Annotated in this window: 26 protein-coding genes, 1 tRNA gene, 1 other RNA gene and 1 pseudogene; 14 read left to right on the top strand and 15 right to left on the bottom strand. The window is 65.6% G+C overall.

All coding sequences use genetic code 11. The features are described 5' to 3' along the window. Positions 1–2 precede the first annotated feature (2 nt). From ACQY4K_RS02065 to ACQY4K_RS02055, 3 genes are read right to left on the bottom strand one after another with little or no spacing between them, the layout of a single operon-like run. Positions 3–1,808, bottom strand: a complete 1,806-nt coding sequence (locus ACQY4K_RS02065) for an AsmA family protein (RefSeq protein ID WP_428393001.1) — start codon at positions 1,806–1,808, stop codon at positions 3–5. A gap of 3 nt (positions 1,809–1,811) precedes the next feature. Continuing rightward, positions 1,812–2,783 carry an RluA family pseudouridine synthase gene (locus ACQY4K_RS02060; protein WP_428392999.1) on the bottom strand — a complete coding sequence of 324 codons (972 nt, stop codon included), beginning with the start codon at positions 2,781–2,783 and terminating at the stop codon, positions 1,812–1,814. Further along, positions 2,780–4,123, bottom strand: coding sequence for a replication-associated recombination protein A (locus ACQY4K_RS02055; RefSeq protein WP_428392997.1), 1,344 nt, complete (start codon positions 4,121–4,123; stop codon positions 2,780–2,782). The genes ACQY4K_RS02060 and ACQY4K_RS02055 overlap by 4 nt, the downstream gene beginning before the upstream one ends. Before the next feature lie 94 nt (positions 4,124–4,217). Between ACQY4K_RS02055 and ACQY4K_RS02050 the strand changes: the two genes are divergently transcribed. Beyond that, a complete protein-coding gene (locus ACQY4K_RS02050; protein ID WP_428392995.1) occupies positions 4,218–4,643 on the top strand; it encodes an OsmC family protein in 426 nt (141 codons plus the stop codon). A gap of 7 nt (positions 4,644–4,650) precedes the next feature. On the opposite strand, the gene ACQY4K_RS02045 is transcribed toward ACQY4K_RS02050, so the two are convergent. From ACQY4K_RS02045 to ACQY4K_RS02000, 10 genes and pseudogenes are all read right to left on the bottom strand, one after another. Beyond that, the gene (locus ACQY4K_RS02045) at positions 4,651–5,046 is read right to left on the bottom strand and encodes a restriction endonuclease (RefSeq protein WP_428395890.1); all 396 of its coding nucleotides are present in this window, start codon (positions 5,044–5,046) and stop codon (positions 4,651–4,653) included. A 4-nt stretch (positions 5,047–5,050) separates the two neighbouring features. Beyond that, positions 5,051–5,569: a winged helix-turn-helix domain-containing protein gene (locus ACQY4K_RS02040; RefSeq protein WP_428392994.1), complete on the bottom strand. Its 519-nt coding sequence runs from the start codon at positions 5,567–5,569 to the stop codon at positions 5,051–5,053. Between the two features lie 103 nt (positions 5,570–5,672). Then, positions 5,673–5,948, bottom strand: a pseudogene (locus tag ACQY4K_RS02035) (DUF5615 family PIN-like protein); the annotation flags it as partial. Between the two features lie 45 nt (positions 5,949–5,993). Beyond that, positions 5,994–6,218: a DUF433 domain-containing protein gene (locus ACQY4K_RS02030; protein WP_428392992.1), complete on the bottom strand. Its 225-nt coding sequence runs from the start codon at positions 6,216–6,218 to the stop codon at positions 5,994–5,996. A 439-nt stretch (positions 6,219–6,657) separates the two neighbouring features. Continuing rightward, the gene (locus ACQY4K_RS02025) at positions 6,658–9,195 is read right to left on the bottom strand and encodes a DEAD/DEAH box helicase family protein (protein ID WP_428392990.1); all 2,538 of its coding nucleotides are present in this window, start codon (positions 9,193–9,195) and stop codon (positions 6,658–6,660) included. Next, positions 9,188–10,801, bottom strand: coding sequence for an Eco57I restriction-modification methylase domain-containing protein (locus ACQY4K_RS02020; protein WP_428392988.1), 1,614 nt, complete (start codon positions 10,799–10,801; stop codon positions 9,188–9,190). The genes ACQY4K_RS02025 and ACQY4K_RS02020 overlap by 8 nt, the downstream gene beginning before the upstream one ends. Next, positions 10,791–11,420 (bottom strand): N-6 DNA methylase, encoded by a 630-nt coding sequence (locus ACQY4K_RS02015; RefSeq protein ID WP_428392986.1) that lies wholly within the window; start codon positions 11,418–11,420, stop codon positions 10,791–10,793. The genes ACQY4K_RS02020 and ACQY4K_RS02015 overlap by 11 nt, the downstream gene beginning before the upstream one ends. Before the next feature lie 315 nt (positions 11,421–11,735). Then, positions 11,736–12,143 (bottom strand): type II toxin-antitoxin system VapC family toxin, encoded by a 408-nt coding sequence (locus tag ACQY4K_RS02010; RefSeq protein ID WP_428392985.1) that lies wholly within the window; start codon positions 12,141–12,143, stop codon positions 11,736–11,738. After that, positions 12,144–12,377 carry an AbrB/MazE/SpoVT family DNA-binding domain-containing protein gene (locus ACQY4K_RS02005; protein WP_428392983.1) on the bottom strand — a complete coding sequence of 78 codons (234 nt, stop codon included), beginning with the start codon at positions 12,375–12,377 and terminating at the stop codon, positions 12,144–12,146. Positions 12,378–12,461: 84 nt separating this feature from the next. Beyond that, positions 12,462–12,551, bottom strand: a tRNA-Ser gene (locus ACQY4K_RS02000). Positions 12,552–12,744: 193 nt separating this feature from the next. Here ACQY4K_RS02000 and rplU point away from each other — a divergent pair. From rplU to proB, 4 genes are read left to right on the top strand one after another with little or no spacing between them, the layout of a single operon-like run. Then, the gene (gene rplU, locus ACQY4K_RS01995) at positions 12,745–13,059 is read left to right on the top strand and encodes a 50S ribosomal protein L21 (RefSeq protein ID WP_428392981.1); all 315 of its coding nucleotides are present in this window, start codon (positions 12,745–12,747) and stop codon (positions 13,057–13,059) included. A 15-nt stretch (positions 13,060–13,074) separates the two neighbouring features. Next, a complete protein-coding gene (gene rpmA, locus ACQY4K_RS01990; RefSeq protein ID WP_428392979.1) occupies positions 13,075–13,344 on the top strand; it encodes a 50S ribosomal protein L27 in 270 nt (89 codons plus the stop codon). A gap of 13 nt (positions 13,345–13,357) precedes the next feature. Continuing rightward, complete coding sequence (gene obgE / locus ACQY4K_RS01985) at positions 13,358–14,377, top strand: GTPase ObgE (protein ID WP_428392977.1); 1,020 nt, start codon at positions 13,358–13,360, stop codon at positions 14,375–14,377. Next, a complete protein-coding gene (gene proB / locus ACQY4K_RS01980; RefSeq protein ID WP_428392975.1) occupies positions 14,374–15,504 on the top strand; it encodes a glutamate 5-kinase in 1,131 nt (376 codons plus the stop codon). Before obgE ends, proB begins: the two co-directional genes overlap by 4 nt. On the opposite strand, the gene ACQY4K_RS01975 is transcribed toward proB, so the two are convergent. Next, positions 15,505–15,801: a hypothetical protein gene (locus ACQY4K_RS01975; protein WP_428392974.1), complete on the bottom strand. Its 297-nt coding sequence runs from the start codon at positions 15,799–15,801 to the stop codon at positions 15,505–15,507. Positions 15,802–15,813: 12 nt separating this feature from the next. Next, positions 15,814–16,086 (bottom strand): DUF2312 domain-containing protein, encoded by a 273-nt coding sequence (locus ACQY4K_RS01970; protein WP_428392973.1) that lies wholly within the window; start codon positions 16,084–16,086, stop codon positions 15,814–15,816. A gap of 158 nt (positions 16,087–16,244) precedes the next feature. Here ACQY4K_RS01970 and zwf point away from each other — a divergent pair, with 158 nt between their 5' ends. The 9 genes from zwf (at position 16,245) to ftsL (ending at position 26,039) form a co-directional block, all read left to right on the top strand. Further along, positions 16,245–17,723, top strand: coding sequence for a glucose-6-phosphate dehydrogenase (zwf, locus tag ACQY4K_RS01965; RefSeq protein ID WP_428392971.1), 1,479 nt, complete (start codon positions 16,245–16,247; stop codon positions 17,721–17,723). Continuing rightward, on the top strand, positions 17,724–18,155 hold the full coding sequence (locus ACQY4K_RS01960) for a hypothetical protein (RefSeq protein WP_428392969.1): 432 nt from the start codon (positions 17,724–17,726) through the stop codon (positions 18,153–18,155). It abuts the gene before it with no gap. 1 nt (position 18,156) lies between these two features. After that, the gene (gene petA / locus ACQY4K_RS01955; protein ID WP_428392967.1) at positions 18,157–18,765 is read left to right on the top strand and encodes a ubiquinol-cytochrome c reductase iron-sulfur subunit; all 609 of its coding nucleotides are present in this window, start codon (positions 18,157–18,159) and stop codon (positions 18,763–18,765) included. Positions 18,766–18,861: 96 nt separating this feature from the next. Continuing rightward, positions 18,862–20,577, top strand: a complete 1,716-nt coding sequence (locus tag ACQY4K_RS01950) for a family 16 glycosylhydrolase (protein WP_428392966.1) — start codon at positions 18,862–18,864, stop codon at positions 20,575–20,577. 171 nt (positions 20,578–20,748) lie between these two features. After that, complete coding sequence (locus ACQY4K_RS01945) at positions 20,749–22,845, top strand: Hint domain-containing protein (RefSeq protein ID WP_428392964.1); 2,097 nt, start codon at positions 20,749–20,751, stop codon at positions 22,843–22,845. Positions 22,846–22,966: 121 nt separating this feature from the next. Then, an RNA gene (gene rnpB / locus ACQY4K_RS01940) (RNase P RNA component class A) lies at positions 22,967–23,408 on the top strand. Positions 23,409–23,702: 294 nt separating this feature from the next. Further along, positions 23,703–24,212: a division/cell wall cluster transcriptional repressor MraZ gene (mraZ, locus tag ACQY4K_RS01935; protein WP_428392963.1), complete on the top strand. Its 510-nt coding sequence runs from the start codon at positions 23,703–23,705 to the stop codon at positions 24,210–24,212. Positions 24,213–24,223: 11 nt separating this feature from the next. Further along, a complete protein-coding gene (rsmH, locus tag ACQY4K_RS01930; protein WP_428392961.1) occupies positions 24,224–25,207 on the top strand; it encodes a 16S rRNA (cytosine(1402)-N(4))-methyltransferase RsmH in 984 nt (327 codons plus the stop codon). A 22-nt stretch (positions 25,208–25,229) separates the two neighbouring features. Continuing rightward, positions 25,230–26,039: a cell division protein FtsL gene (gene ftsL, locus ACQY4K_RS01925; RefSeq protein ID WP_428392959.1), complete on the top strand. Its 810-nt coding sequence runs from the start codon at positions 25,230–25,232 to the stop codon at positions 26,037–26,039. Positions 26,040–26,042: the final 3 nt, after the last annotated feature.

Raw genomic sequence — 26,042 nt, 5'->3', positions numbered from 1 at the left:
GCTCAATGCGCGAGACCCAGGGCGCGCAGGATGCCGAGCGCGCTATGCTCGGGTTTGCGCAGGGGCGCCGGCATCTCGCCGGCGAGCCCTTCGCGCGCCTGGAGCAGAGCCGCCTGGCATCCCTCCCCTCCAGACTCGCGCGGCCCAAGGCTCAGTACATAGCGTCCACCCGGAGCTGCCCGCTCCATTGCCACAGTTGGGTGGCGCAGACTGCCGCGCAGGGTGACCGGCACGGTGGCGGCCGCCGCACCGACCCGCGCCACCGCCCACAGATGCAGATCCAGGTCGCCACCACCCAATGCCAGACTGCCATGTCCGCGCAGCGACACCGGCGCGGTCTGCAGATCGATCGTATCGAACGCGGCCTGCCCATGCCCGATCGTCGCGTGCAGGGCCAGACAGCGCAACGCTACGCCCCCACGTCGCGGCAGCATGGCGTTGATTGCGGAGTCTGGCCCGAGCACTCCGGCGAGCACGGCATTGGATATCGTTCCGCCAACGACAGAGACGCCGAGATGGCCGTGTGCGGAGGCGCGCAATGCCGCGCGCCTCTCACCGCTGGTGTCGAGCTCGCCCACCAGCTCCGCCTTGCCGTGCACAGCGTCAGGACTACCGAGCAGCCGCGACAGGGAAGCGGCCGGCATCGACCAGGGATGCAGCGACAATCGCCAGGCGACCGGTATGGCGCCGCCGCCGACCCGCAGGCGCGCCGAGTCCGTGCCGCCCGATTGAAGTACCAGATCCGCGGCCAGCGCCTGCAGCAGCGGCAACAGGGAATGTCGTGCCACGGCGTTCAGGCCGCCATCGCCAAGCGTCCGCAGCGTACCAAGCGTGCCCGAGAGATACACCGCGGAGCCTTGCCAAGCGCCATTCGCGGCAACCTGAACCGGTGCTCCGGGAGCGGCCGCCTTGATGCGCCAGCCGCGAAGTGTCACGCCGTCCGAAGCGGGCAAGCTGACGGCACCGCCATGCGCCCGCAGGGCGAGCAGCGCCGGATGGCCATCATCGCGCACATGCAGATCGACCGACACGGCCTTCGCCGCTGGCAGCTTCGCATTTGGAAACAGCCGGTCGAGGGCGGCGAGATCGGCCAGGGTCAGCGCGCCCGCGAGATCGTAGTCATGCCGGGACGCGATGGTGCCCGAAAGCCTGCCATGGGCGACCACCGCGCCGCCGATCGTCTCGCGCGCTTGCAGCGAGATCGCCCAAGGCGAGCGATCCGCTACGCGGCGAGCCTTGCCCTCGATCCCGTAGCCGGCGCCGTGTGCCGCGCCGGCGAGCCGAAAGCGCGGGCTTGCCCCGTCCAGCCCGGAGGCGCGCAGGAGGCTCAGATGCACCACGCCGCTGGCCTGTCCCTCGTGCCAGTCGATCTCGGAGTCATGCGAGACCAGTGAGTCGAGCTGCAATCGCCACCGCCGACCGCCCGAATGGCCAGCACCGGTCGAACCAGACGCGTGCGCTGCCCGCCAGTCATCCTGACCGCGACGCAGATGCAGGCTGACGCCGTCCAGCACCAGCGCGCGCACCCGCACGACATGCGACAACAGCGGCCAGACCCGGATCGTCGCGCGCAGATGCGCAATCCGCAGCATATTGCCGATGGCGACATCGTCCACCAGCAGATGCGGCGACGGCAGCAGCCGCAAGCCCGCGTGCCCGATGGCCACCGGGCGGCCCGTCTGTCGCGAAAGCGTGGCCACCAGGCGCGGGCGGACCGCGTGGTCGCTGGCAAATCGCTGCCACAGCAACGCCCCGCCGACTGTCGCCAACAGCAACACGACGATCGCCGCAATCCAACGCCGCCGCACGGTTCAGCGCCGCCGCGCGGCCGATAGCGGGCCGGGCGTGAAGCCCAGCGCCTTGAAGGTCTCGCGCATCGCCGCCGGCAGCTCGGCGGCGAGGCTCAGCGTCCCGCCCGCCGGATGCGGCAGTTCGAGCGTCCGCGCATGCAAATGCAGGCCGTCGGCAAATCCCTCCATCCGCGTCGCCGCCCCGCCATATTTCGGATCGCCGAGGATCGGCGTGCCGAGCGCCTCGCAATGCACACGCAACTGGTGGGTGCGTCCGGTCCGCGGCGACAGCTCCAGCCAGGACAGTTTCCGCGCTGCCGAGTCGCGCACCACATACTCGGTGCGCGCCGAGACCGCGTCGGCCTCGTCCCGTTCGGCGGCGATGGTCAACGCCCCGGGTCCGGCGCCAAGACGCGCGAGCGGCAGATCAATTACCCCTTCCAGCGGATGCGGCCGGCCCACCACCACCGCCCAGTAGATCTTGCGCACGTCGCGTCCGCGAAACGAGGCCGCGAGCTTGCCCGCGACCCCTGGCGTGCGCGCCAGCAGCAGCAGCCCCGAGGTGTCGCGGTCAAGCCGATGCACCAGGCGCGGACGATGCTCCGAGCCGAAGCGCAACGCATCGAGCATGCCATCGATATGGCGCAGGATGCCCGGACCGCCCTGCACGGCGAGCCCCGGCGGCTTGTTCAGGGCCAGCACCTGGTCGTCTTGGTAGACCACCATGCGCTCCATCTCGCGCGCATCGTGCGGGTCCACGACAGCCGCGAGCGGCGCCGGCTTGGTTGCGTTGCCCAGCGGTGGCACCCGCACCGACTGGCCAGCGGCAAGACGCGTCGCCGGTTCGGCGCGTTGGCCGTCGACCCGGATCTGCCCGGTGCGGCACAGCTTCTGCAGGGCGCCTTGGGTGAGATGCGGATATTGTCGGCGGAACCAGCGATCGAGCCGGATGTCGGCCTCGTCGTCCGATACAGTCTGCATGACGACGCTCATTGCGGCCGCTCGCGTCGCAGCCGCGCCCAGCCGTCCAGCCGCTCGCGGATCGAAGCCTCCAACCCGCGTCCGGTCGGCGCGTAGAACCGCGTGCGCGCCATCCCCTCGGGGAAGTAATCCTGCCCGGAAAAGCCGGCTTCGTTGTCATGGTCGTATTCGTAGCCAGCACCGTAACCGAGTTCGCGCATCAACTTCGTCGGCGCATTGCGGATATGCGCGGGCGGCGGCAGGCTGCCGGTGGCCTTCGCCGCCTGCATCGCCGCCTTGTAGGCCGCATACACCGCGTTCGATTTCGCAGCCGTGCCGAGATAGACCACGAGCTGCGCCAGCGCCAATTCGCCCTCCGGGCTGCCGAGCCGCTCGAAACTCTCCCAGGCGGCGAGCGCCTGCACCAGCGCCTGCGGGTCGGCCATGCCGATATCCTCGGCCGCAAAGCGGGTCAGACGACGCGCGATGTAACGTGCGTCCTCGCCGCCGGCGAGCATCCGCGCAAACCAGTAGAGTGCCGCATCCGGATCCGAGCCGCGCAGCGACTTATGCAGCGCCGAGATCAGGTTGTAGTGCTCCTCGCGGTCGCGGTCGTAGAGGGCCGCGCGGCGCGCCAGCAATTCGCTTATGGCCGCGGCATCCAGCAGGGCCGGCTCCGGCAGTGCCAGGATCTGCTCGACCATGTTGAACAGATAGCGCCCATCGCCGTCCGCCATCGCGCGCAACGCCTCGCGTCCGGACGGCTCCAACGGCAGCGGCCGCGCCGCCGCCGCTTCCGCGCGCAGCAGCAGCGCCTCAAGGGCCGCCTCATCCAGCCGGCGCAACACCAGCACCTGGCAGCGTGACAGCAGCGCCGCGTTCAGGGCGAACGACGGATTTTCGGTCGTCGCACCCACCAGCACGACGGTGCCGTTCTCGACCACCGGCAGGAAGCCGTCCTGCTGGGCGCGGTTGAAGCGATGGATTTCGTCGACAAACAGCAAGGTTGCGGTGCCGCCGTTCTGCCTGCGCCGCGCAGCCTCGTCAAACGCGCGCTTGAGGTCCGCGACCCCTGAGAACACCGCCGAAAGCTGGGCAAACCGCAAGGCCGCCGCCGCCGCCAGCAGCCGCGCGATCGTGGTCTTGCCGGTGCCCGGACCGCCCCAGAGGATCAGGCTGGCGAGCGAGCCGCGCGCAAGCATACGACGCACCGCGCCGTCCGGGCCGAGCAGATGCGGCTGGCCCACCACCTCATCCAGGCTCGCCGGACGCAGGCGATCGGCGAGTGGCCGCATTGCGTCATGTGCTTCCGGCGCCGGCTCGTCTGCTTCGAACAGGTCGCCGCCCGGCGTGGTCTGTGGCTTGCGCGTCATCGCCCCCGCTATAGCAGTCCTGCAAAGGCATGGCACTTCGCGCCATCCCGCGCGTTCACAGCACCAGGACCCATCGCAACAGGAGAACCAAGCCATGAGCACATCCGGCAGCGCCGTCTGGCAAGGCGGCATCAGGGACGGCCGCGGCGCCATCTCGACCCAGAGCGGCGCGCTCGACGCAGCTCCCTACGGCTTCGCCAGCCGCTTCGAGGGCAAGCCCGGCACCAACCCCGAGGAACTCATCGGCGCCGCCCACGCCGGCTGCTTCACCATGGCGCTCTCGCTGATCCTCGGGGAGGCAAACCTCACCGCCGAGCACATGCACACCAAGGCCGACGTCACCCTGACCAAACAGGACGACGGCTACGCCATCACCGCAATACACCTGACGCTGAAGGCCAAAATCCCCGGCGCCAACCAGGCGACCTTTCAGGAGCTCGCCAACAAGGCCAAGGCCGGCTGCCCGGTCTCCAAGCTGTTCACCGCTCCGATTACCCTCGATGCAACGCTGAGCGCCTGACGCGGCCCTACTCGAAGAAATCCTCGTCGATCTTGCGGATGTGCAGGGTTTCTTCCACCCGCAAACCGACGTTGTGGCGAATCATCAGCCGGGCGAGCTGATCGGAATCGATCAGCACGATCCGCTTGCTAAGAAACTCGGCCGTCTCCCTCGCCGCGGTGGAGAACGTTGATGTCGTTACGAACAGTCCCTTGCTCGCCTTGTGACGGTCGAGGCTGCCAAAGAAGTCACGGATCGCGGCTGGCCCAATTGTATTGCCGAGCGCGTACCGCTTGGCCTGAATGTAGACGCGGTCCAAACCCAGCGCATCCTGGTCGATGACACCATCCACCCCGTCATCGCCGCTGCGACCGATGGCGCGCCTGGCCTCTGCAACCGAGCCGCCATATCCCATCGCAAGCATTAAATTAACGAGCAGCCGCTCGAAGAACTCCGGCGGCGCGCTCCGGATCCGGACCAGAACCTCCTGGGCCAATGCAGCCTCGATCTGCCGGTGGGCAACGCGCATGACCTCGTCCGGGGTCGCAGCCTGGCCAGCGACCGGCTCGGCTGAACCGGCCTCGCTCCCCCCCCGCGCCCGGCCCCGATCTGTTCGTGAACTCGCGGAACTCATCAAAGCGGATCAGCATACGATTGTCGATCTTGTCCGGCTTGGTTGCGAGCAGCTGGGTGCCTCGTCTGGTGATTTGGAAATGGCCGCGCCGCGTCGTCTCCAGCAGCCCGGCCTTGGAGAGATACGTCTTTGCCCAATGCACCCGGTTGGCAAACACCGTCTGCTTGCCGGACGGCAGCAGCTCGGCGCGCTCGTCGGGCGTGAGTGCCAGTTGTTGAGCCAACATCGCGACCACGTCGCCGACCCGCACCTCGCCCCGGCGCGCCGCAAGCAGCACCGGCAACATCAAGGCCTGGTAATCGGGCATCGACATGCAGCGTGGTTCCTATCCGAACAGGCTCACTGCGCCACACAATAGCGGCTTACTAGCGAAACGAGGTTTGCCCTCTCGGCATCAATGGCTTTCTCACTCACAATCAAATCACTTCGACCAGCGTTTCGCCTCGCGCCAAAGCGGTCAGAACCTCCGGCAACACCGTCTCGAACCAAGCGAGCAGGTCGCGCCGTCTGGTGTTCGGCAGCCGGATCCAGACGACGACCGGCCCGGTCTCTGTCAGCACCTTGCGTTGCGCGAAATCCTCATCCTTGGTGATGATCGCCGACGACGAGGAAAGCGCATGATCCCAAATCACGCTGTCCGACGCCGCCTGCAGCCCAATGTCGCCAACGTGCGACGCCTCATGCCCGTTGGCGGCGAGCCAGGCCCGGCCGCAGGTGTGCGTCGACCAGGAACCGCATCAAGCCACGCGCAACACGGGATGATCGCTCTGCCGTGCGGCGTACTCGAGAGCGGCGGTAATGTCGCCTTCCTCCAGCAGCGGATAGTCCCCAAGGATTTCCGCCCGGTCGGCGCCGGCTGCCAACAGGTCGAGCACGTCCCGCACCCGGATGCGCAGGCCCCGCAAGCAAGGCCGGCCGCCGCACTGGCCAGCATCAACCGTGATCCTATGAGTTTCGCTCATACGTCGTCCCCTGGTCCGCGGATCCTGACGATTGCTTTTGTATAGCATCGGGGCGGACGCGGCCACGGTCGGGAGGCGACCACCACGGCAGGCCCGCTGCGGTCGATCAGATTGCTGCACGCCACGCATTCAGACAGTAACATTGGCCTAGCCACCAAGCCGCATGCCAGCCCCGTGGGCCGAAATCGAACGTCGCGACGCCGCCGCCTACGACAACGCGGCCACCTTTTCCTCGATTTGCAAGTGATCGCAAGGGAGCATGGGACAATCGAGGACTTCCGCCGCAGACTTCGCGCAATCCAAGCTCGCCATGTCAGCAAGAAGCGGCTCAGCGATTGGACAGGAAACCGGGTGGCGGCTTGGATTTTGCGGACCGTGCTCGACGAAGATGACCATTTTGCTTACGCCACAATGCTCTAATCAGGAAACCTTGCCGCCTTCACTCCCTCGCCACCACGGTGTCGTAGAGCCCGTAGTGCGTGAGCTGCCCGTGTTTTTGGATGCCGGTGTAGCGCAGCGAGGCATCCTCGTAGCGGCGGAATGCGAACACCGCCTGGTTCATCTGCTCGGTGTTGAAAACTTTGAGGCGCACGAGCAGATGGAAGTCCTGCACGGTCAGGCCAGTCACGGCTTGAAACAAGTCTGGCTCCAGTTTGGTGATCACGTCCTGAAGCGTATTCTCGCGAAAGTCCGTCAAGTACATGAACGCCGGTATGCGTGTGGCGAACTTGATCAGCTTTTCCTGCACGAGCTTGCGCTTGCTCTTGTACTCCTTCTCTTCCTCGGTGAGCTGCTGCTTTTGCGACGCCGTCAGTTGTTCGTCCTTGGCCTTGTTCTTGAGATCCTTGACATTCTCGCTTTTGTTGATGATGGTCTGGATGATGTTGTCGCCCAATTTGCGCCAGCCTTCGATGCGCTCCACGGCGGCCATTGCTTCGGGGTTATTCAGTATTCGGCGTAGCGTGTCGTTGTCTACGTTCACCAGCAGCGCACTTTCCCACTTGCGCGCAAGCAGTGTGGCCGAGGTGCCCGCCATGGCAATATCAAGAATGCCGCCCGCGTCGATCTGTGTCATGTTCGCACCGTCATAAGCGAGCACGGGCAGGAACGATACAAGCTCCTTGACGGCGTTTTCCGGATTTGGATCTCCCGGTGACAGCCCGATGCCGTATTCGCAGAGCTGACGGAGCGCACGCGTTGGCGCGAAGTCGAACACAAAGCACACGGGCTTGAGGATTTCCTCCTCGTGCGGGTTGTCGCCATTCGGGTTTCTGACGGACCATGGTGACTGCACGCGAAAGGCCGCCTGGAAGTACGTCTCGGGTGATTTCAGGTTGCGAAGCATCAAGATGGACGACCACTGCGGCACTGTGACGCCGGTCGTCAGCTTGCCGCATGAGAGCGTGATCGTCTTGGTCTCGAACCCACTTCCGATCGCCTTGCGCACCGGAGGCAGCGCCTCCAGGCCGATCCCCGCCGAAGCCCCCGCCGCGACGACGACCTCGTAGTCCCGCCAGAAGATATTGTGCTTTTCGGCCAGCAGGTTGGCCATCGCCTGGCAGGCTGCAACGTCGGGCATGAACCAGAAGGAATGTTGCAAATACGGCAGCAGGCGCACATCCGAATACGGGAACGGCGGCCCCGCGCTGGTCTTGAGATACTCGACCGCCTTGGGTGCATATGCCCCCCGGATGATATCAAGCCATCTCTGCACGTCGCCCTTGTGTGCGAAGCGCGCTGTCGCGCGGGTCCCCTTGGCCTCGAAGAAAGCATTGAGGTCGAATTCGTCGAACTCGCCAGCGCTGGCTATGGCAATGAGCTCGTCCGGCATCTGGTAGGTAAGCAGACGCATCTGCGGCAGCGCGCCGTAGGGATTCCACCTGCCAGGGTTTTCGGCCGCGAAGTCCTCCTTGGCGCGCTGCTCGTCAGTATACGTCCAGTTGAAAATCTGCTCTTCGATGAACTCGCCGGTTGCCAGTGCCTTGAACGGAGTGCCGGACAAATAGAGGTAGGCCTTGGTCGTAATCGGGAGAAACTCAGGTTCCTGCTCCGACAGCACGGTGAAGTCCTCATTGACGCCAGCAAGCTCCGAGGCGTATTCGAGCTTGACTTCCTCCTTCGCAACTCCAACGTCTTCGCCTTCGAACAGCTCCTTTGCCGTGTCGCGCCAAGCGCCGAAGTGGTACTCATCGAACACCACGAGGTCCCACTTGACCTTATGGAGCCACTCGTTCTTCGGCTTGATGTTGCCCGCCCTGTCGCGGCCAAGCAGATCCTGGAAGGAGCCGAAAAAGACGATGGGCCTGTCATCATCGATCTGCGTCGGATCACGACCGGAGGACTTCGAAAGGTACTGCCAGCCCTCAAAGTCTACATGGGTTTCCAGGTCCGTTTGCCACGCGTCCTCGACCGCGGGTTTGAAAGTCACCACGAGGCTGCGCTTGGCACCAAGCTTTCTGGCAAACTGATAGGTCGTGAAGGTCTTGCCGAAGCGCATCTTCGCGTTCCAGAGGAAGCGTGGGACGGCGTCGGTGTTCTCCTTCCAGATGGACTGGAAGTAGGCGTGTGTCCGGTCCACAGCCTCGACTTGTTCTCGTCGCATGGGGAACGTCTCGAAGCGCGGCCGTGTGAAGTGTCGGCCTGTGCGGAGCTCGATGAGGACGGCCTTAACGTCTCTGGCAGAACAGCGCATCCACTCCAGCTGGACGTTCTCAAAGCCTTGTTTGGCCAGGGCCGCGCGGACCTCGTGATCGGTGATGGTAGAGCCGTTTTCGCACGCGGCAAACTCGTCCAGTTCAATGATGTAATTCTTGATCGCGGCAGTCTTGAGCTGCTCGGCAACGCGTTGTTTTACGTCGCGGGTTGTCTGGCCGACCTTGAGTAGACCATCATGCGCCTTATCGGCGATCGAGTAGGCATAAATGCGTGGTCGGGCTTGCGGCTTGGGCGCAAGGATTTCGCAGATGGTCTTACTCATCTCCGCCATTGTCCGCATCGGCTTCATCGAATAGTTCGGCGTCGTGTTCAGCGACTTGTGACTCGACGAAGGCAATCTCGTCCATGGTTAGTTTGTATCGACTGTAGAGCTTCACGTCCGACCATCCCGTATTCAGTGGTAGGTCGGGTACGAAAGCATATACATCCCTTGTCGCATGTTGCGTAGCCTTCCTCAGGCATACTAAGAACCGCAGGAATCGGGTGCGCAGGTAGCTCGCATAGTTTTGTGCAGAGAGCTCATCGCCGAACCTTCCAGCGACGAGGTAAGTCTCCGTACAGGCCGTCCCCGGTGGCGCAATTATAGGCTTGCTGAGAAATTTGGTTTCAACTGCTCCACTGGTTCCCTGCACTGCTGTCAGAAGAACCTTCCAGCTGTCTATCCAATCTGCGTTCGTCGGAACGTCCGAACGTCTGATCCAACTTACCTTTTGTGAGCCGAACAGTTTTACAGCGTTCGTCAGGCCTGATGGGCTGGGTCTACCGTGAAAGTGAGTCGGGAGCCCGAAAGGCTTACGGCTCGATACTCGAAAATTAAGGGTCCGCTCCCCTTTTGCTCTCACCTTGTCGAGGATCGGGACAGCCTCATTGCGTCGCACGAGAACGTCATATGTATCCAGGTAGCGCGACACCTCCGGTCCAGTTGATTGGCCGTCCCAGATTGTATCAACGCTGCAAGGACCCGGATTGTCACGCTCCCAGAGAAAATATGAGATGCCGCCACGAATCTTTACTCCTGGAAATGCCTCGTGAAGCTTTGGATAATCGACTATTCTCCTTATGCGCTTGTCCGAGAGCATCCGTTCCCGATACTTATCCAGCCCCTTGCCTCCGGCCATCCAGCGTGAAGGCGTCACAAACACTGCGTAGCGTGGATCGAGCTCGAGCGCCTTCTCCACGAATAATTGGTAGATAGGCGCTGCGCTCGTGCCGAAGCCGCCATCGCCCAGCTGGTACGGTGGGTTCCCAATGATTACGTCGAACTGCATGTGACCTCCAAACCATTCGGACACCCGAGAGGCAATATTGTCCGTGTGGATGAACGCGTATGCGTGGGTTTCGAGCCCATCGCCACGACCCAACGTCTTCTGGCTAGCCCCGCAATATGCACATTTGCCATTTACCCATGTGTGCTCGACTCGTTTGAACCAGATGTTGCCAGAGTCGGTAGCGAAGCCCGTTGAGATAGAGTTTTGGCCCTTGGCGTGTTTCGAGCAGTACACGCTGCGCCTCGCCAGCAGGCTGGTCAGGTAAGTGATGGCGATGCCGAACACCTGCCTGGTCAGGATATGATCAACTCGTTGCTCCAGGTTCGGTATTTCATCGGCCAAACCCTTTGTCAGACGGCTTGTAATCTCGCGCAGGAACACGCCCGACTTCGTGCATGGATCGAGAAACGTGAGCGTCTTATCCGCCCACAGATTTGCACCGTTATGGTCGGTCGCCCATGCTGCGGCCAGCGTGTCCAGCATTCGGTTCGCAAACTCGGGGGGCGTGAACACCTCATCGTTTGAGAGGTTCGCAATGCACGTCAGCACATCCGGGTTGCGGCCGAGCAGGGCGAAGGGTGCTTTTGCCTCAGCCGGCATCAGCCAATCCTCTGACTGTAGTAGGCGGGTAGGACCTGGTCGGCGTGAACAGTTCATGCTTGCCCAAATGCGCGAAGAGCGAGTCCTTGGCGCTGAAGGCCGACGACCCCGTTAGAACATCGAGGCGGAAGTCGCGTCGCTGGAACCTGCCCCGGCCGAGATAGCCCCATTCGGCAAAGGTGATTGGTTGACCATCGCAGGCGCGCATCGTCAGGGCGTCACCGTGCACGAGGTTCTGCGACAGCACATAGACAGCGGCACGATGGAGGTCGTCCGAATTGTCCAGGTTCAGGAATTCGCCGAAAATCTCGAGCAGGTTCGCGCGGCACTCAACGATGTTGTCCATGAGCAGCTCGATACCATAGATGGACATCAGGGCGAGCAGGGCATAGTGCTGCCGTTCAAAATTGGACCCGCCGTACTTCGCCTCAACGGTCGCCAGCTTACGCTGCAACACCGGTGCAAGGAAATTGCCGCTACCGCACGCCGGCTCCAGAAAGCGGGCGTCGATGCGCTCGGCCTCGCCGCTGACGAGCCCGAGCATCCTTTCGACCAGCCACCTGGGCGTAAATACCTCTCCGTGGTCGGCGACGCGCCGCTTGGACTTGATCAGACTCATGGTCCAAACACGATCACATAGCCGGAAATATCGACGAGCAGCCTGCGCCGACGGACCGTCATCTCGCAGAACAAGGGACTGAGGACAGCCGCCCCATAGATGTGTCCGTTGCGGCCCTCTGCGCGTGTTTCAGTTGTTCTATCGAACGGGCTTTGGCGGATGACGGCCCGCTCCCGCGCTTCTCGATCGGCGCTGGCTCCGCATTTGCCTTGTCCATCATGAGACCAAACGTGGTCTTCTCCTCTCGCGCCGACTCGGTCTTCACGGGCGCCTCCAGGACGAGCCATCAAGCCATTTTGGCCGAAGCGGCTCCATTCAGCTTGGTGTAATGATGGATAGTTTGGGGAAGTAGGTTCGGTAGCGGGCGGCATCGCGGGTCATGAGCGCATAGCCAGCAATGGCCGCGTGGGCGCCGATGAAGAAATCTGGAAGCGGCGACCGCCTTTCGCCGCCACGCTTCCGGTAGGCCAGGAACGACTTGCCGGCGAGAAAGGCGGCTTCATAGGGAATGGCTTCCCGGTCGAGCATTGATTTCGGCAGCGCCAGGTCGAGGTCCTCGATGCGCGTGTAGCGCACCGATACCTCCGCATAGATGACTGGATTAATGACCAAGCGGCTGCGATCAGCCGCATGCGCGATGGCGTCTGCTGACCAGGCGCACCAACGCGCATCCTGCGTCATGATGTCGAGAAGAACGTTGGCGTCGACCAGGACCGCCGCCATTCAGCCGTCGCGGGTCAGTGCCATGATGGCATCCGTGCTCATCGCGACGTCGCCGCGTCCGCGCAAGTGAGCGACAAGCCTGGCGCCGCGGCCATCACTGTTGCGGGCATCGGCGCGTACGATGCGCACGATCTTACCGTCGAACACGAATTCCACGTTGGTCTGCGGCAGCAGACCTGCCCGCTCGCGGATGTCGGCGGGAATGGTCACTTGGCCCTTGGATGTGATGCGCATGGGAGCCTCTTACTCTGGCGGGTAAGAGTAAGGAACTTCTTAGCGATTGACAAGGTTCGGCGGCGCCATGTTGGAGCAGGGTCTTGGCGGAGAGGGTGGGATTCGAACCCACGGTGCGCTTGCACGCACAACGGTTTTCGAGACCGTCCCGATCGACCACTCTGGCACCTCTCCCAAGGCATGTGGCGGCGGGGTTATAGAGGGGCCGGGGCCGCGGCGCAATCTGGTTGACAGCGGTGGGCCCGGGGCTGTAGCCATCCGGGGCGCGCCGGTTTCACGCCGGCGCGTTGCCATGCCCACAGAGTTCATAATCAAAAAGCGATCAGGGCCGCGTGCGGCGATGTGATCGGAAAGCAGAGAAGTCAGCATGTTCGCAGTCATCCGCACTGGCGGAAAGCAGTATCGCGTAAGCCCGCAGACCGTGCTCAAGGTCGAAAAGCTTGAGGTCGAGGCTGGCGCCATCGTTACGTTTACCGATGTCCTCGCCGTCGGCGGCACGGATGGCACGACCATCGGAGCACCTCTGGTGCCTGGGGCCAGTGTCACCGCCACGGTGGTGGCTCAGGATCGCCTGGACACCGTCATCATCTTCAAGAAGCGCCGCCGGCAGAATAGCCGCCGCCGCAACGGCCATCGCCAGCCGGTCACCGTGCTGCGCATCGCCGACATCATCACCGCCTGATCCGGAGACCAAGCCATGGCACATAAGAAGGCGGGCGGCTCGTCCCGCAACGGGCGCGACACCGCGGGCCGTCGTCTCGGCGTCAAGAAGTTCGGCGGCGAGCGCGTGATCGCCGGCAACATCATCATCCGCCAGCGGGGCACCAAGGTGAAGCCGGGCCGCAATGTCGGCCTTGGTCGAGACCACACGATCTTTGCCTTGATCGACGGGCACGTGAAGTTTGACACGCGCGCCGAGGGGCGGGTGCAGGTCAGCGTCGACGCTTTGCCGGCTGCCGCCGAGTAGGCACGCGTGGGACATGAAGTTTCTCGATCAGGCCAAGATCTACGTTAAATCCGGTGACGGCGGTAACGGCGTTACAGCGTTTCGGCGCGAAAAATATATCGAGTTCGGCGGTCCCGACGGCGGCAATGGCGGCCGCGGCGGCGACATCGTCTTCGAGGCGGCGTCAAACCTCAACACCCTGATTGACTTCCGCTACACCCAACATTTCCGCGCCCGCAAGGGCGGCAACGGTGCGGGTTCGGATTGCACCGGCGCCGGCGCCGAGACCGTCGTCATCACGGTGCCGACCGGCACCCAGATCTTCGACGAGACGCGCGAGGTGCTGCTCGCGGACCTTGATGCGCCCGGCAAGCGCATCCTGCTTTGCCGAGGCGGCGATGGCGGCTTCGGCAATGCCACCTACAAGAGCAGCACCAACCGCGCGCCGCGACGTTCCGATGCCGGCTGGCCGGGCGAGGAGCGCTGGGTCTGGCTGCGGCTCAAGCTGATTGCCGACGCCGGCCTGGTGGGGCTGCCGAATGCCGGAAAGTCCACCTTTCTCTCGGTGGCCTCGGCGGCACGGCCCAAGATCGCGGATTATCCGTTCACCACCCTGCATCCGCAGCTCGGCGTGGTGCGGCTGTCGGTCGGCGAGGAGCTCGTGCTGGCCGACATTCCCGGACTGATCGAAGGCGCGCACGAGGGCGCCGGGCTCGGTGACCGCTTCCTCGGCCATGTCGAGCGTTGCGCGGTGCTGCTGCATCTGATCGACGGCGCCGCCGGCAATGTGGTGGCCGCCTGGCGGACGGTGCGCGAGGAGCTCGCGGCTTACGGCGGCGGCCTCGACGAGAAGCCCGAGCTGGTGGCCCTGAACAAGATTGACGCGATGAGTCCCCGCGAACTCGCCGCGCGCCGGCATGCCCTGGAGAAGGCGACCGCGGCACCGGTGCTGGTGCTCTCGGCGGCCAGCCGGCAGGGCGTGCCCGAGGCGCTGCGGGCCCTGCAGGATCGGGTGACGCTCGCCCGGGAAGTCTCCGCTCGCGTCCCGGCGTGAGTGCCACACCACAGCTCGGCCAGGCGAGCCGTCTCGTCGTCAAGATCGGCAGCGCGCTGATCGTTGATCCGGACGCGGCGGCACCGCGCGCGGCCTGGCTCGATAGCGTCGCCGCCGATATCGCCGCCCTGCGGGCGCGCGGCATCGAAGTCATCGTGGTCTCGTCGGGCGCCATTGCGCTGGCGCGCCACGCATTGCGGCTGCCGCCCGGACGCTTGCGGCTCGAGGAGAAGCAGGCCGCGGCCGCGGTCGGCCAGATACGCCTGGCGCAGGCCTGGAGTGCTGCCCTCTCCGCCCACGGCCTCACCGCCGCGCAATTGCTGCTGACCCCGGACGATACCGAGGATCGCCGCCGCTATTTGAATGCACGCGCCACCTTGACGACCTTGGCCGGCCTTGGCTGCCTGCCGGTGATCAACGAGAACGACACCGTCGCCACCGCGGAAATCCGCTTTGGCGACAACGACCGTCTCGCTGCCCGCGTCGCCGGGATGATGCAGGCGGACCAGCTCGTGTTGCTGTCCGATGTCGACGGTCTCTACACCGCCGATCCGGCAAAGCACCCGGATGCGGCACACGTGCCGCTGGTGGCGCAGCTCACCGAGGCGATCGAGGCGATGGCGGGGGCGCCCCCGACCGGCTACGCCTCGGGCGGCATGCGCACCAAGCTGCTGGCGGCGCGCATTGCTACCGGCGCCGGCTGCGCCATGGCGATCGCGCTGGGCACCCGGCCGCATCCGCTCGCCGCCCTGCTCGCGGGCGGGCGCTGCACCTGGTTCCTGGCGGCCCCGGACGGACGCTCGGCGCGCAAGCGCTGGATCGCAGGCTCGCTGCAGCCGGCCGGAACGCTACGCGTCGATCGGGGTGCGGCGGGGGCCATGGCAAACGGCCGCTCGCTGCTGCCGGCGGGGGTGCGCGCCGTCGAGGGCGACTTCGCACGCGGCGACCTGGTCGAGATCATCAGCGAGGATGGCACCGCCCTCGCACGCGGGTTGTGCGCCTATGGCAGTGCCGACTCGAGGCGCATCGCCGGGCACCGGTCGGAGACCATCGAGGCTCTGCTCGGTTGGCGTGGCCGCGACGAGATGGTGCACCGCGACGACCTGGTGCTGCTGCAATCCGAGTAGTCAATCCGCGTCGGCTGGCGGTGGCCAGCGCACGTGCGGCTCGTCACGCCCGGGCTCGTCGCGCGACGCAGCGAAGCGCCGTCCTGGCCGCGACGGCGAGTCGTCAGGCATGCGCGCCGCCAGCACCCGCAGGTCGGTCTGGATGTCGTCGAGCTGCGCCTCCAGCGTGTCCAGCCGTCCCTTCAGCCCAAACACCGCGAACGGCACCGCCAGGATGGCCAGCGCCAGCAGCACGGCCAGCGCCAGCAGCGCGAGCGACACCCAGGCCGGGATCCAGTCGGGGAGCGGCAGCGTCATGTCGCCGCGTGCCTACATGCCCAAGGCGCGACGATAGAGGTCGAGCAGAGTCTCCTGCTCCTCGACGTCGGCCGGCTCCTGCTTTCGTATGCGGATGACCTGGCGCAGCACCTTGACGTCGAATCCGGCCGACTTGGCTTCGGCAAAGATGTCCTTGATGTCGCTGCCCAGGGCGCGGCGCTCCTCCTCGAGGCGCTCGACACGCTCGATGATGCTGCGCAGCCGGTCCGCGGCAATGCCGCCGGTCTCGGTTGTCGCCGGCCGTTCCTTCGTGTCCAGCGCCATCGCCTCAACCCCTGTTCAAGGCGGCGGGCATTACCAAGTCCCCAATGCCCCGGTCAACTGGGCCCCGGTCAACTGGGCCCCGGTCAACCGGGTGCTCTTGCGAGGCCGCGTGCAAAGCCCAATCCTGAGCATGCGATCGCAGCCGGAAAGCAGTGACCATGATCCCGACCAGCAGCCCCGTCGAGCCGTTCGACTATGTCGTGTTTGGCGCGACCGGCGACCTGACCATGCGCAAATTACTGCCGGCACTCTATTATCGCTTCTGCGAGGGGCAGATGCCAGCCGACGCAAGGGTGATCGGGGCAGCACGCTCAGAGCTTTCCGACGAGAGTTTTCGCGAGCGCGCCAGGGACGCGCTGAACCGCTTCGTCAAGCAGGCCGACCTCAAGGCGGACGTGCTGGGGCGGTTCCTCGACTGTATCTTCTACGTCAGCGTCAATGGCGCCGAAAGCGAGAGCAGCTGGGGCAACCTGACCCGCCTGTTCGGCGCCGACGACCGGGCGCGCATACGCGTCTTCTATCTCGCCACGTCGCCCGGGCTGTATGGGCGCATCTGCGCCAACCTGGCGGCCAAGGAGCTGGTGTCCGAGCGCTCGCGGGTCGTGCTGGAAAAGCCCATCGGCCACGATCTCGCCTCCGCGCGCCAAATCAATGACGAGGTCGGCGCGGTGTTCACCGAAAAGCAGGTGTTTCGCATCGACCATTATCTCGGCAAGGAGACGGTGCAGAACCTGATCGCGCTGCGCTTTGCCAATCCGGTGTTCGAGCGGCTCTGGTCGGCGGACGCGATCGAGCATGTGCAGATCACCGCCGCCGAGACCGTCGGCGTCGAGGGCCGCGGCGCGTATTACGACCATTCCGGCGCGTTGCGCGACATGATCCAGAACCACCTGCTGCAGGTGATGTGCCTGGTGGCGATGGAGCCGCCCGGATCGCTCGAGGCGGACAGCGTGCGCAACGAAAAGCTCAAGGTGCTGCGCGCCCTCAAGCCGATACGCGCGCACGATGTGGCCACACTCGCGATACGCGGCCAGTACGGGCGCGGGCGTATCGCCGACAGCATCGTGCCCGGCTATCTGGAGGAACTCGGCGAAGGCCGGCAGAGCGATACCGAGACCTTCGTCGCACTCAAGGCGGAGGTGCATAGCTGGCGCTGGGGCAAGGTGCCGTTCTACCTGCGCTCCGGCAAACGGCTGCCGGCCAAGCTCAGCGAAATCGTGGTGCAGTTCAAGGAGACGCCATGGTCGATCTTTCCCTCAAAGCTGCAGGCCAATCGGCTGACCATCCGGCTGCAGCCCGAGGAGGGCATCCAGCTCTCGATCATGAGCAAGGATCCGGGCCCCGACGGCATGGTGCTGCGCCCGGCGAACATCGACATCTCGTTCGAGAAGGCGTTCTCGGCGCGCTATCCGGACGCCTATGAGCGGCTGCTGATGGACACCGTGCGCGGCGATCCGGTGCTGTTCATGCGTCGCGACGAGGTCGAGGCCGCCTGGACCTGGGTCGAGCCGATCCTCGAAGGCTGGAGCCGCGATCCCGCGACCCTCAACCATTATGGCGCCGGAACCTGGGGACCGCAGGCGGCGCAGCGGCTGATCGAGGCGGATGGCCATCGCTGGCACGAGGACTTGCGCTAAGTGGCGTCTGCCCGCCCCGTCATCACCCCGCGCCGGCTCGCCGTGCGCATCGCCGGCATCCTCTCCGTCGGCGTATTGATTGTCGTTCTGCATTTCACCGGCGTGCTCGGCGGCCTGCAGCAGCGGCTGTTTCCGCCGCCGGTCGATTGGAACCGCGACTATGCCGTCGTCGAGCATCTGCGCGACCTCGTGATCCGCGACGGCCTGACCAGGGACCCGAAGGCCTGCCTGCTGTTCGTCATCAACGGCAACGACCCGCCGCAGGCACAGCGCATCCAGGTGTGGCAGAAGCGTAGCAAGGGCTGCCCAGTGCAGGGTTCGACAAAGGGCGCGCTGCCGGTGCTGTTCACCCTGCTGGTCGACCGTGATCATCACACGGTGCAGGACGACCAGGGCAGCCCCGGGCGTTTCCACGCCTTGCCCGAATCTTAGCATGGAGCCGGACGGCGACGAGGATGGCGACACGCGCCGCGACTTCCTGACGCTGGTGACCGGGGCGGTCGCGACGGTCGGTGCTGGCGCGTGCGTCTGGCCGTTCCTCGACAGCCTCTCCCCGGCATCAGGCGACGATCTTGCGGATGCCACGGTCGATGTCGATCTTTCCAGGATCCCGCCCGGCCAGCAGAGCGTCGTGGTCTGGCGCGGCAAGCCGGTGTTCGTGCTGCATCGCACGACGCAGGCGCTGCGCAGCTTGCAGGACACCAGCCTGACCGGGCGGCGACTGCGCGATCCAAACTCGCGAGAGCGCCAGCAGCCGGAATACGCTGTGAACTGGCACCGTTCCATCGCGCCACAGTTCGGCGTGATGGTTGGCATCTGCACGCATCTGGGCTGCATTCCGGGTTACGTGCCCAAGCCCGGCGGCTATGTCTGCCCGTGCCACGGCTCGAAGTTCGACCTCGCAGGGCGCGTGTTCACCGGTTCGCCTGCGTTCTACAACCTGCCGGTGCCGCCCTATCGTTTGCTTGGCCCGAACAGCCTGCGCATCGGCAGCAGCCCGGTGGGGCTCGATTTCGACTTCGCGACCATCCGCCAGCTGTGAGCGTTTCTCCACCTCGGGGCGTTGCTGAAGTCGCTCGCACGGTATAAACCCAATAATTCACGCCGCGTAGCGTATAGGCCGTGGAAGGGCAAAACCTTGGGCACGCTTGATCCGAGTGCGTTCACCCCGGTCTTCAACGACAATTTCGCTGACGACACGTCGCTCAACACAAGCATCTGGACCGATGCCTGGGGCTACGCCAACCAGTTCTCCTTCGGCGGCGGCGCGTTGACGCTCTCCGCCTACGAACAGCCCTACTGGCAGGGTGTGGCGATCATGCAGCGCGCTACCGGGGCCAGCGCCGGCGAAGGCTATGGGCTCTACCAGTTCTCCGGCTACGCCAACGCCGGCCAGGGCTTGGGCATCAACTTCATCATGTGGCGCGCCGACAACCAATGGGTCGATGCCACGGCGCCCAACATGATCACCGAAATCGACGTGCTCGAGAGCTGGGATGGCACCCAGACCGGCGAGTCCACGATCCACTCCTACAACACCGCCTGGAAGCAGGACGACGCCTACTACAGCACCGCGATCCATACGGACCTGACCAAGCCGCACACCTATGCGGTGGACTGGGAGCCCGGCCGTTTCACCTTCTATGTCGACGGCCAGGAGCTCTACCAGATCACCGGCAGCACGGTGCCGCGCGACTACGCGGACGGCGGCTGCAACTACGTGATGGGCGCGCAGATCACCGGCGAGAACAACAGCGAGCCGAAGCCCACCATACAACTGCACATCACCGACATGAGCTACAGCGCGCCGAATGCCGGCAGCCCCCCCGCGCCGCCACCTTCCAACAACGTCACCCTCGGCGGCGGCGCGCAATCCTACGATGCCGCCGCAGGGGTCACCGTGCAGGCCGGCGCCGGCAGCGACACGATCACCGCCGCCGCCGGGCTGGTGCTGGTGCATGGCAGCTCCGGGCAGCTCCACTTCATCGGCGGCAGCGGCGCGAGCACCGTGTCCGGCGGGACAGGTTCGGCCACCATCGAAGGCGGCGCCGGCGGCGGCAACTTCACCGGCGGCAGCGCCGGCGGCAACGTGCTGGTCGCGCAAGCTGCCGCCAGCGGCAACACGACGCTGACCGGCGCCGCCGCCGGCGACCGGCTGTTCGGCTCGGCCAGCGGGCACGACGTGCTGGCGGCCGGTCCGGGTTCGGACTCAATTCTTGCCGGCGGCGGCACCGCGACCATCACCGGCGGGAGTGCCGCCGGCAGCGTGATCTTCGCCGGTGGCGGCGCCGACAGCGTCATTGGGGGTGCTGCCGGAGGTGACCGCATCATCGGCGGCAACGGCACCCTTGCCGTGAATGCCAGCCATGGCGACGCGGTGTTCGGCGGCGCGGGTGCGCTCGCGGTCAGCGGCAGTGCGAGTGGCGCGGACTCGATCATCGGCGGCGCCGGGAGCCTCGCGGTCACCGGCCAGGGCGGCAACATGCTGGTCGCCGCGGGCAGCGGCCCCTCCACCATCGAGACCGGATCCGGCGCCAGCCTGATCTTCGGCGGCAGCGGCAGCACCAGCGTGACCGGGGGCGCCGGCAGCATGCAGGTCCTGCTCGCGCACGGCACCCTCACCGCCAGCGAAGGCGGCGGCGTCACCCTCTACGACGTGGTCAAGGGCGACGCCGGTGGCACCGACATGCTGCACGGCTTTCGGCCGACGGTCGACCGGATCGATCTGTTCGGCTACGCGGCCGCCGACCTCACGCTGTCGGTCAGCGGCGGCTCGACCCTGCTCAGCCTGTCGGACGGCACCCGGATCCAACTGGTGGGCGTGACCGATCCAGGCCATGCAATCGTGCTGTAGGGCCAAACTTTCAGGTCAAACCTGTTGACCGCTATCTGACAGAACGTTAGATAAGAGGGACACAGCCTTGGCGTGCGCGACGCGGCTTAGATACAACCGTCGCAGCTTTTGATAGGTTCTGCGCTAGGACGTTGAAGTTAAAATATTTCGGGTCCTTTCCAGGATGGACGCATGACCAAGACGTTCAGCGAAACCGTGGTGCCTGCCCGCACCGGCCCATATGCGAACGATTATCTCTGGTCGACACTCGGCGACTGGTCGGGCGGCAGCTTGCCGGCGGCCAGCGATGCCGTGTCGCTCTCCCTCTCCTATGGCACGACGCTTGCGGTCGACGTGGCGAGCACGGTCGGGGCCATAACCTACACTATCGGCGGCACACTGCTGGTCGGCACGTCATTTGACGCGGCATCGGTTGGGGTCGGGCTTGCGGTCTCCGGCGCCTCGATCACGGTGGCTTTCGGCGCGTCGATGAACGTCGCCGGCAACATCGTGCTCGGCACCGCGGGCACGGTCCAGGTGGCGGGGAGTCTCACCGCCGCCGGCCTGTCGTTTACGCCGACCGGCAGCAGCGACACCAGCTCGAAGGTCTCAGTCTCGTCGGGTAGCCTCACCCTCTCCGGCCAGCTCAACCTCTCCGGTGCCGGCAGCATGACCTTGGCGAAAGGTGCAACGCTGAACGTGGGCGAGTTCACGCTCAACGGCGGCACCGCCGACCTCGCCGGCAACGCGACGATCGCCACGCTGCAGGTGCAGAGTCGTGGCCTGACCATCGAGGGAAACGCTACGGTGGCCAATCTCGGCGGCGGCGCGTTCACCATCGGCCAGGGCGGTACGCTGGAGGTGACCCGCTTGACCAGCGCGTTCATCTCGGGCGGCGGCAATGTGTTTACCCTCGATGGCGGCAGCCTGGCACTCGATGCCAGCGTCGCTTTGCTCGCGGGCAGCAGCTTCAGCTTCGGCGCGACCACGACCTATGGCGCCAGCAGTCTCAACGTCGCCGACCCTGCCAACTTCAAGAACAACAGTTTTTCTTATGCACTCAGCGGCTTCGGCGCCGGTGACCAGCTTGCCTTCGGTGCCGCCACCTTCTCCGGCGCAAGCTACAGCGGCAACACCCTCACTTTGTTCGGCAAGGGGGCCACACCCACCGAGACCCTGACCAATTTCACCTTTGCCGCCGGCGCCTCGCATAGCTTCAGCTTCGGCACCGACACGGCCGGCGGTACCTTGTTGACGCTGAACTGCTTTCTTGCCGGTACCCGTATCGAGACGCCGACCGGCGAGGCCGCCATCGAGACGCTCGCAGTTGGAGATGAGGTTACCACGCTCGAGCAGGGCGTGCGCGTGGCGCGGCGGATCGCATGGATTGGCACTCGCCGGATTGAACTCGCCGGCCTTAACGAGGATGCGGCACGTGCTGCGGCACCGGTGCGAATCCGCGCCCATGCCTTTGCCGACAACATGCCTGCGCGGGATCTGCTGGTGACCGGCGACCATGGTATATTTCACGCCGGCGGCCTGATCCCGGCCCGGATGCTGGTCAACGGCGCCTCCATCCTGCGCGAGAGCGAGTGCGTCGGCTATTGCGTGTTCCATCTCGAATTGGAACGCCATGCGATCCTGTTCGCCGACGGGCTGCCGGCGGAGAGCTACCTCGATACCGGCGATCGGGCGAACTTCGCGAACGCCGAACTCACCCTAAAGACAACGGCACTGCGGGAGCAGCAAGCGGCGGCGCCGCTGCTGACCGCGCGCGCGGCGGTGGAAGCGGTATGGCACCGGCTGGCAGCGCGGGCCACGGCGCTGGCCATGGGGGCACCGCGCGCAAGCAGCACCAGTCAGACGACGCGCGAGCCGGCTTTGTGCGTGCGTCTTGAGGGTGGCGCGCTGGTGACGCCGACCCGGACCCGCGACAGCCGGCTATTCTTCGTGCTGCCTGCCGGCAGCCGTGGCGCCGCCCTGGTCTCGCGCAGCGCCATTCCGGCGGAAATCGAAGGCCCGTTCCTCGACGACCGGCGCCGTCTCGGTGTGTGCGTGCGCAGCCTGACGCTGTGGACCGAGCTGTGCAGCACGCGGCTCGCCCCGTATGATTCAGGCTGCGCCGGCTGGCATGACGCGGAATGCGCGAGCGAAGCCGGCCGCTGGACCAATGGTGCTGCATCGCTTGGCCTGCAGCCGCCGATGGTCGCAACCATCCTCGAGGTCGAGCTCGCCGCCACCACCCTCTACAGCGCGCACGAAGCGCCCGCGCACCGGTTGCTCGCCTGATGCCCTACTGACTGGCGCCCCAACTGACTGGCGCCCCAACTGACTGGCGCCCCAACTGACTGGCGCCCCAACTGACTGGCGCCCTTGACGCGGCGCGGGTGCCGCGCCAGGTTTCCCCCCGCCAGACGGCCGGACGGTCGCTGCCATCGGACCGGCAGTCCATGCGGGGTGCTGGCGCCGTTGGTGGAGGAAAGTCCGGGCTCCACGCGAGAACGGTGCCGGCTAACGGCCGGCGGGGGCGACCCCAGGGAAAGTGCCACAGAAAACAAACCGCCCGCACGCATGGGGAAACCCAAGCACCTGCGGGCAAGGGTGAAACGGTGCGGTAAGAGCGCACCGCGCTTCCGGCAACGGCGGCGGCAGGGCAAACCCCACCGGGAGCAAGACCGAATAGGGGTGGCAGGGCGGCGCCGCGAAGCGCCGACCGGAGGTTCTCGTGCCTCGCCGCCCGGGTTGGTCGCGCGAGGCACGCAGCAATGCGTGTCCCAGAGGAATGACCGTCACGCAACGTCCGGGCTTGCTTGGGTTGCGGACAGAACCCGGCTTACAGGCCGTCTGGCATTTTCCACCTGCGGCGCTGGCGACATAAGTAAGAACAAATCAAGAACTTTTGTTTCGATTCGTCTCTATTTGAGGTGCGTGTCGAATGCCACGAGGCGGCGCGCGTCCGGCGCTGCGATACTTGTCGCGTCCGGGGTTTATTCACTGCAAGTCACGGGAAAATCTTGTTTGTTTGTTTGACGGCCCAGGTTTTCCCATGATATCCCATGTCTGCCCACGAGAGACCTTCTCGACCCACTCGGCACAGGCCACGCGTCGCTTATCCCGCGCGCGACAGTCAGGGAGCATCGCCGCGCATGAGCGTGTTCCTCGGCACCCACCAGAACAAGCTCGATGCGAAGGGCCGCGTATCGATCCCGGCCGGTTTTCGGGCGGCATTGCGGACACGTCCCGATTCCGCCGATGCGACAGTCGATCCCAAGCTTGGCGATCCCAAGCTTGGGGTCCCAGTGCAGGTGGTGTTGCGGCCCTCGCACAAGCATGCCTGCATCGAGGCTTGGCCGCTGGAAGCGTTTGCAGCCCTCGCGCAACCGCTCGACCGGCTTGAAATCTTTTCCGAGGAGCATGACGACCTCGCGGCCGCCCTCTATGCCGACGCCTATCCGACCGACGCCGACAAGGAAGGCCGCATCGTGCTGCCCGAGATCCTGGCACAGCATGCCGGGATCTCGGATCAGGTGGCGTTCATGGGCCTCGGGCCGATCTTCCAGATTTGGGAGCCGAAGGCCGCCGAGAGCCGCCGCGCCGAGGCCCGTGCCCGCGCCCGCGGGGTCAGCCTGCCGGCCGCGCGGCCCGGCCAGCCATGAGTGCACCAGCCATGAGCGCAGGCGTGCATTCCTCGGGCCACCGGCCGGTCATGCTGGACGAGGTGTTGCATGCCTTGCTGCCGCATGACGGCGGCGTCTATCTCGACGGCACCTTCGGCGGCGGCGGCTACGCACGAGCGATTCTCGCGCATGCGCGCTGCACGCTCTGGGCGATCGACCGCGATCCGCAAGCTGTTGCGCGCGGCAACGCGATGCTGCACGCGTTGGATGAGGCCGGCGCACGGCTGCATCTGATCGAAGGCGGCTTCGGTGACATGCTCGCCTTGCTCGCCGCGCGCGGTGTTCACCGGCTGGACGGGGTCGTGCTCGATCTCGGCGTCTCCTCGTTCCAACTCGACCGGGCCGAACGCGGCTTCTCGTTCCGCCGCGACGGCCCGCTGGACATGCGCATGAGCGGTCGCGGCCGCAGTGCCGCGGATCTGGTGGCCGACCTCGGCGAGCGCGAACTCGCCGACCTGATCTACGAGTTTGGCGAAGAGCGGCGCTCGCGCCGGATTGCCCAGGCGATCGTCGCGGCCCGTGCGCAAGCCCGCATCGAGACCACGCTGCAACTCGCCGGCATCATCCGCGCGGTGGTTCCCGCGGGCGGCGCGGGCCATATCGATCCCGCGACGCGGACCTTTCAGGCGCTGCGTATCGAGGTCAATGACGAGCTCGGCGAGCTCCGGCGTGGGCTGCATGCATCGGCGACGTTACTGGCGCCGTTGGGTCGGCTGGTGGTGGTTTCGTTCCATTCCCTGGAGGATCGCATCGTCAAGCGGTTCATGGTGGAGGCTGCGGGAAAATTACCCGCGCCGTCGCGACATGATCCGCGCAGGATTGACGAAAACCGTTCCACACTCGTCAACTTCCGGCTATTGGAAACAAAGGCGCTCCGTCCGAACGAGACCGAGAGTCGCACCAATCCGCGCGCGCGTAGCGCCAGGCTACGCGCCCTGCAACGCCTCCCCGAGTCAACGATGACATCGAAATGAACCCGCCGGCAGGAAGCTTCGCATGATCCGCCCCTTCACTGTCCTGTGCGCCCTGCTTGCCGGCGCCTCGGGCATGTATCTCTACGCCGAGAAGCACCGCACCACGGTTCTGGACCAGCAGATATCGAGGATCGCGCACGACACCGAACGGGTCCGCGAGCGCACCGCGATGCTGCGCGCCGAGTGGGCGCTGCTGAACCAGCCCGAGCGCCTGGCAGCACTCGCAACCCGCTTCCTGCCGCAGTTGCGACCGCTGGATCCCAGCCAGTTCGTACAGATGTCAGCACTCGACTCCCGGCTGCCGAGTGTGCCTACACCTGTCGCCCCGCCTGTCGCGGGGCCGGGCGCGATGATCGCGAGCGCGCATGACGGCGAGTCGGACCTGATTGCGCAAAACCGGCCGCTGCTGGCGCCAGTACAGGTGATGGCGCGAACCCTGATCGCGACTCCCGAGAGCGCCCCGGAGAGCGCCCCCGAGAGCACGCCGCAGGCCAACTCGGTGGCCCTGCCCCGTGTGCGGCATCTGCTGCCGGTGTCACATACCCCCGTCGCTCGCGTCAGCAGCCCGATCCATGCAAAGCCCAGAGTCGTGCCCCTGGTTGCGCATAGGATCGCGCCCCGGATCGCGCCCATGACGCGGATGGCGTCCTACGAGGCGGGCGCCGTGCCCACCTTGCTGCACACCGCGATGGTGCACCCGGTCCGGATTCGCTCGACCATGCTTCGGCCGACGCCATCGCCCTACGCATTCCGTGTGGTCGGCTCCGCGCTCGGCTCTGCCCGTCCCACGCTTCCGGCGCCGGTACCGGTACCGGTACAGGATGGCAATTGACCC

Source organism: Lichenicoccus sp., assembly GCF_965276875.1.
GTDB lineage: Bacteria > Pseudomonadota > Alphaproteobacteria > Acetobacterales > Acetobacteraceae > Lichenicoccus.
The sequence above is the reverse complement of the archived record's forward strand: the minus strand, read 5'-3'. Positions and strand labels throughout refer to the sequence as shown.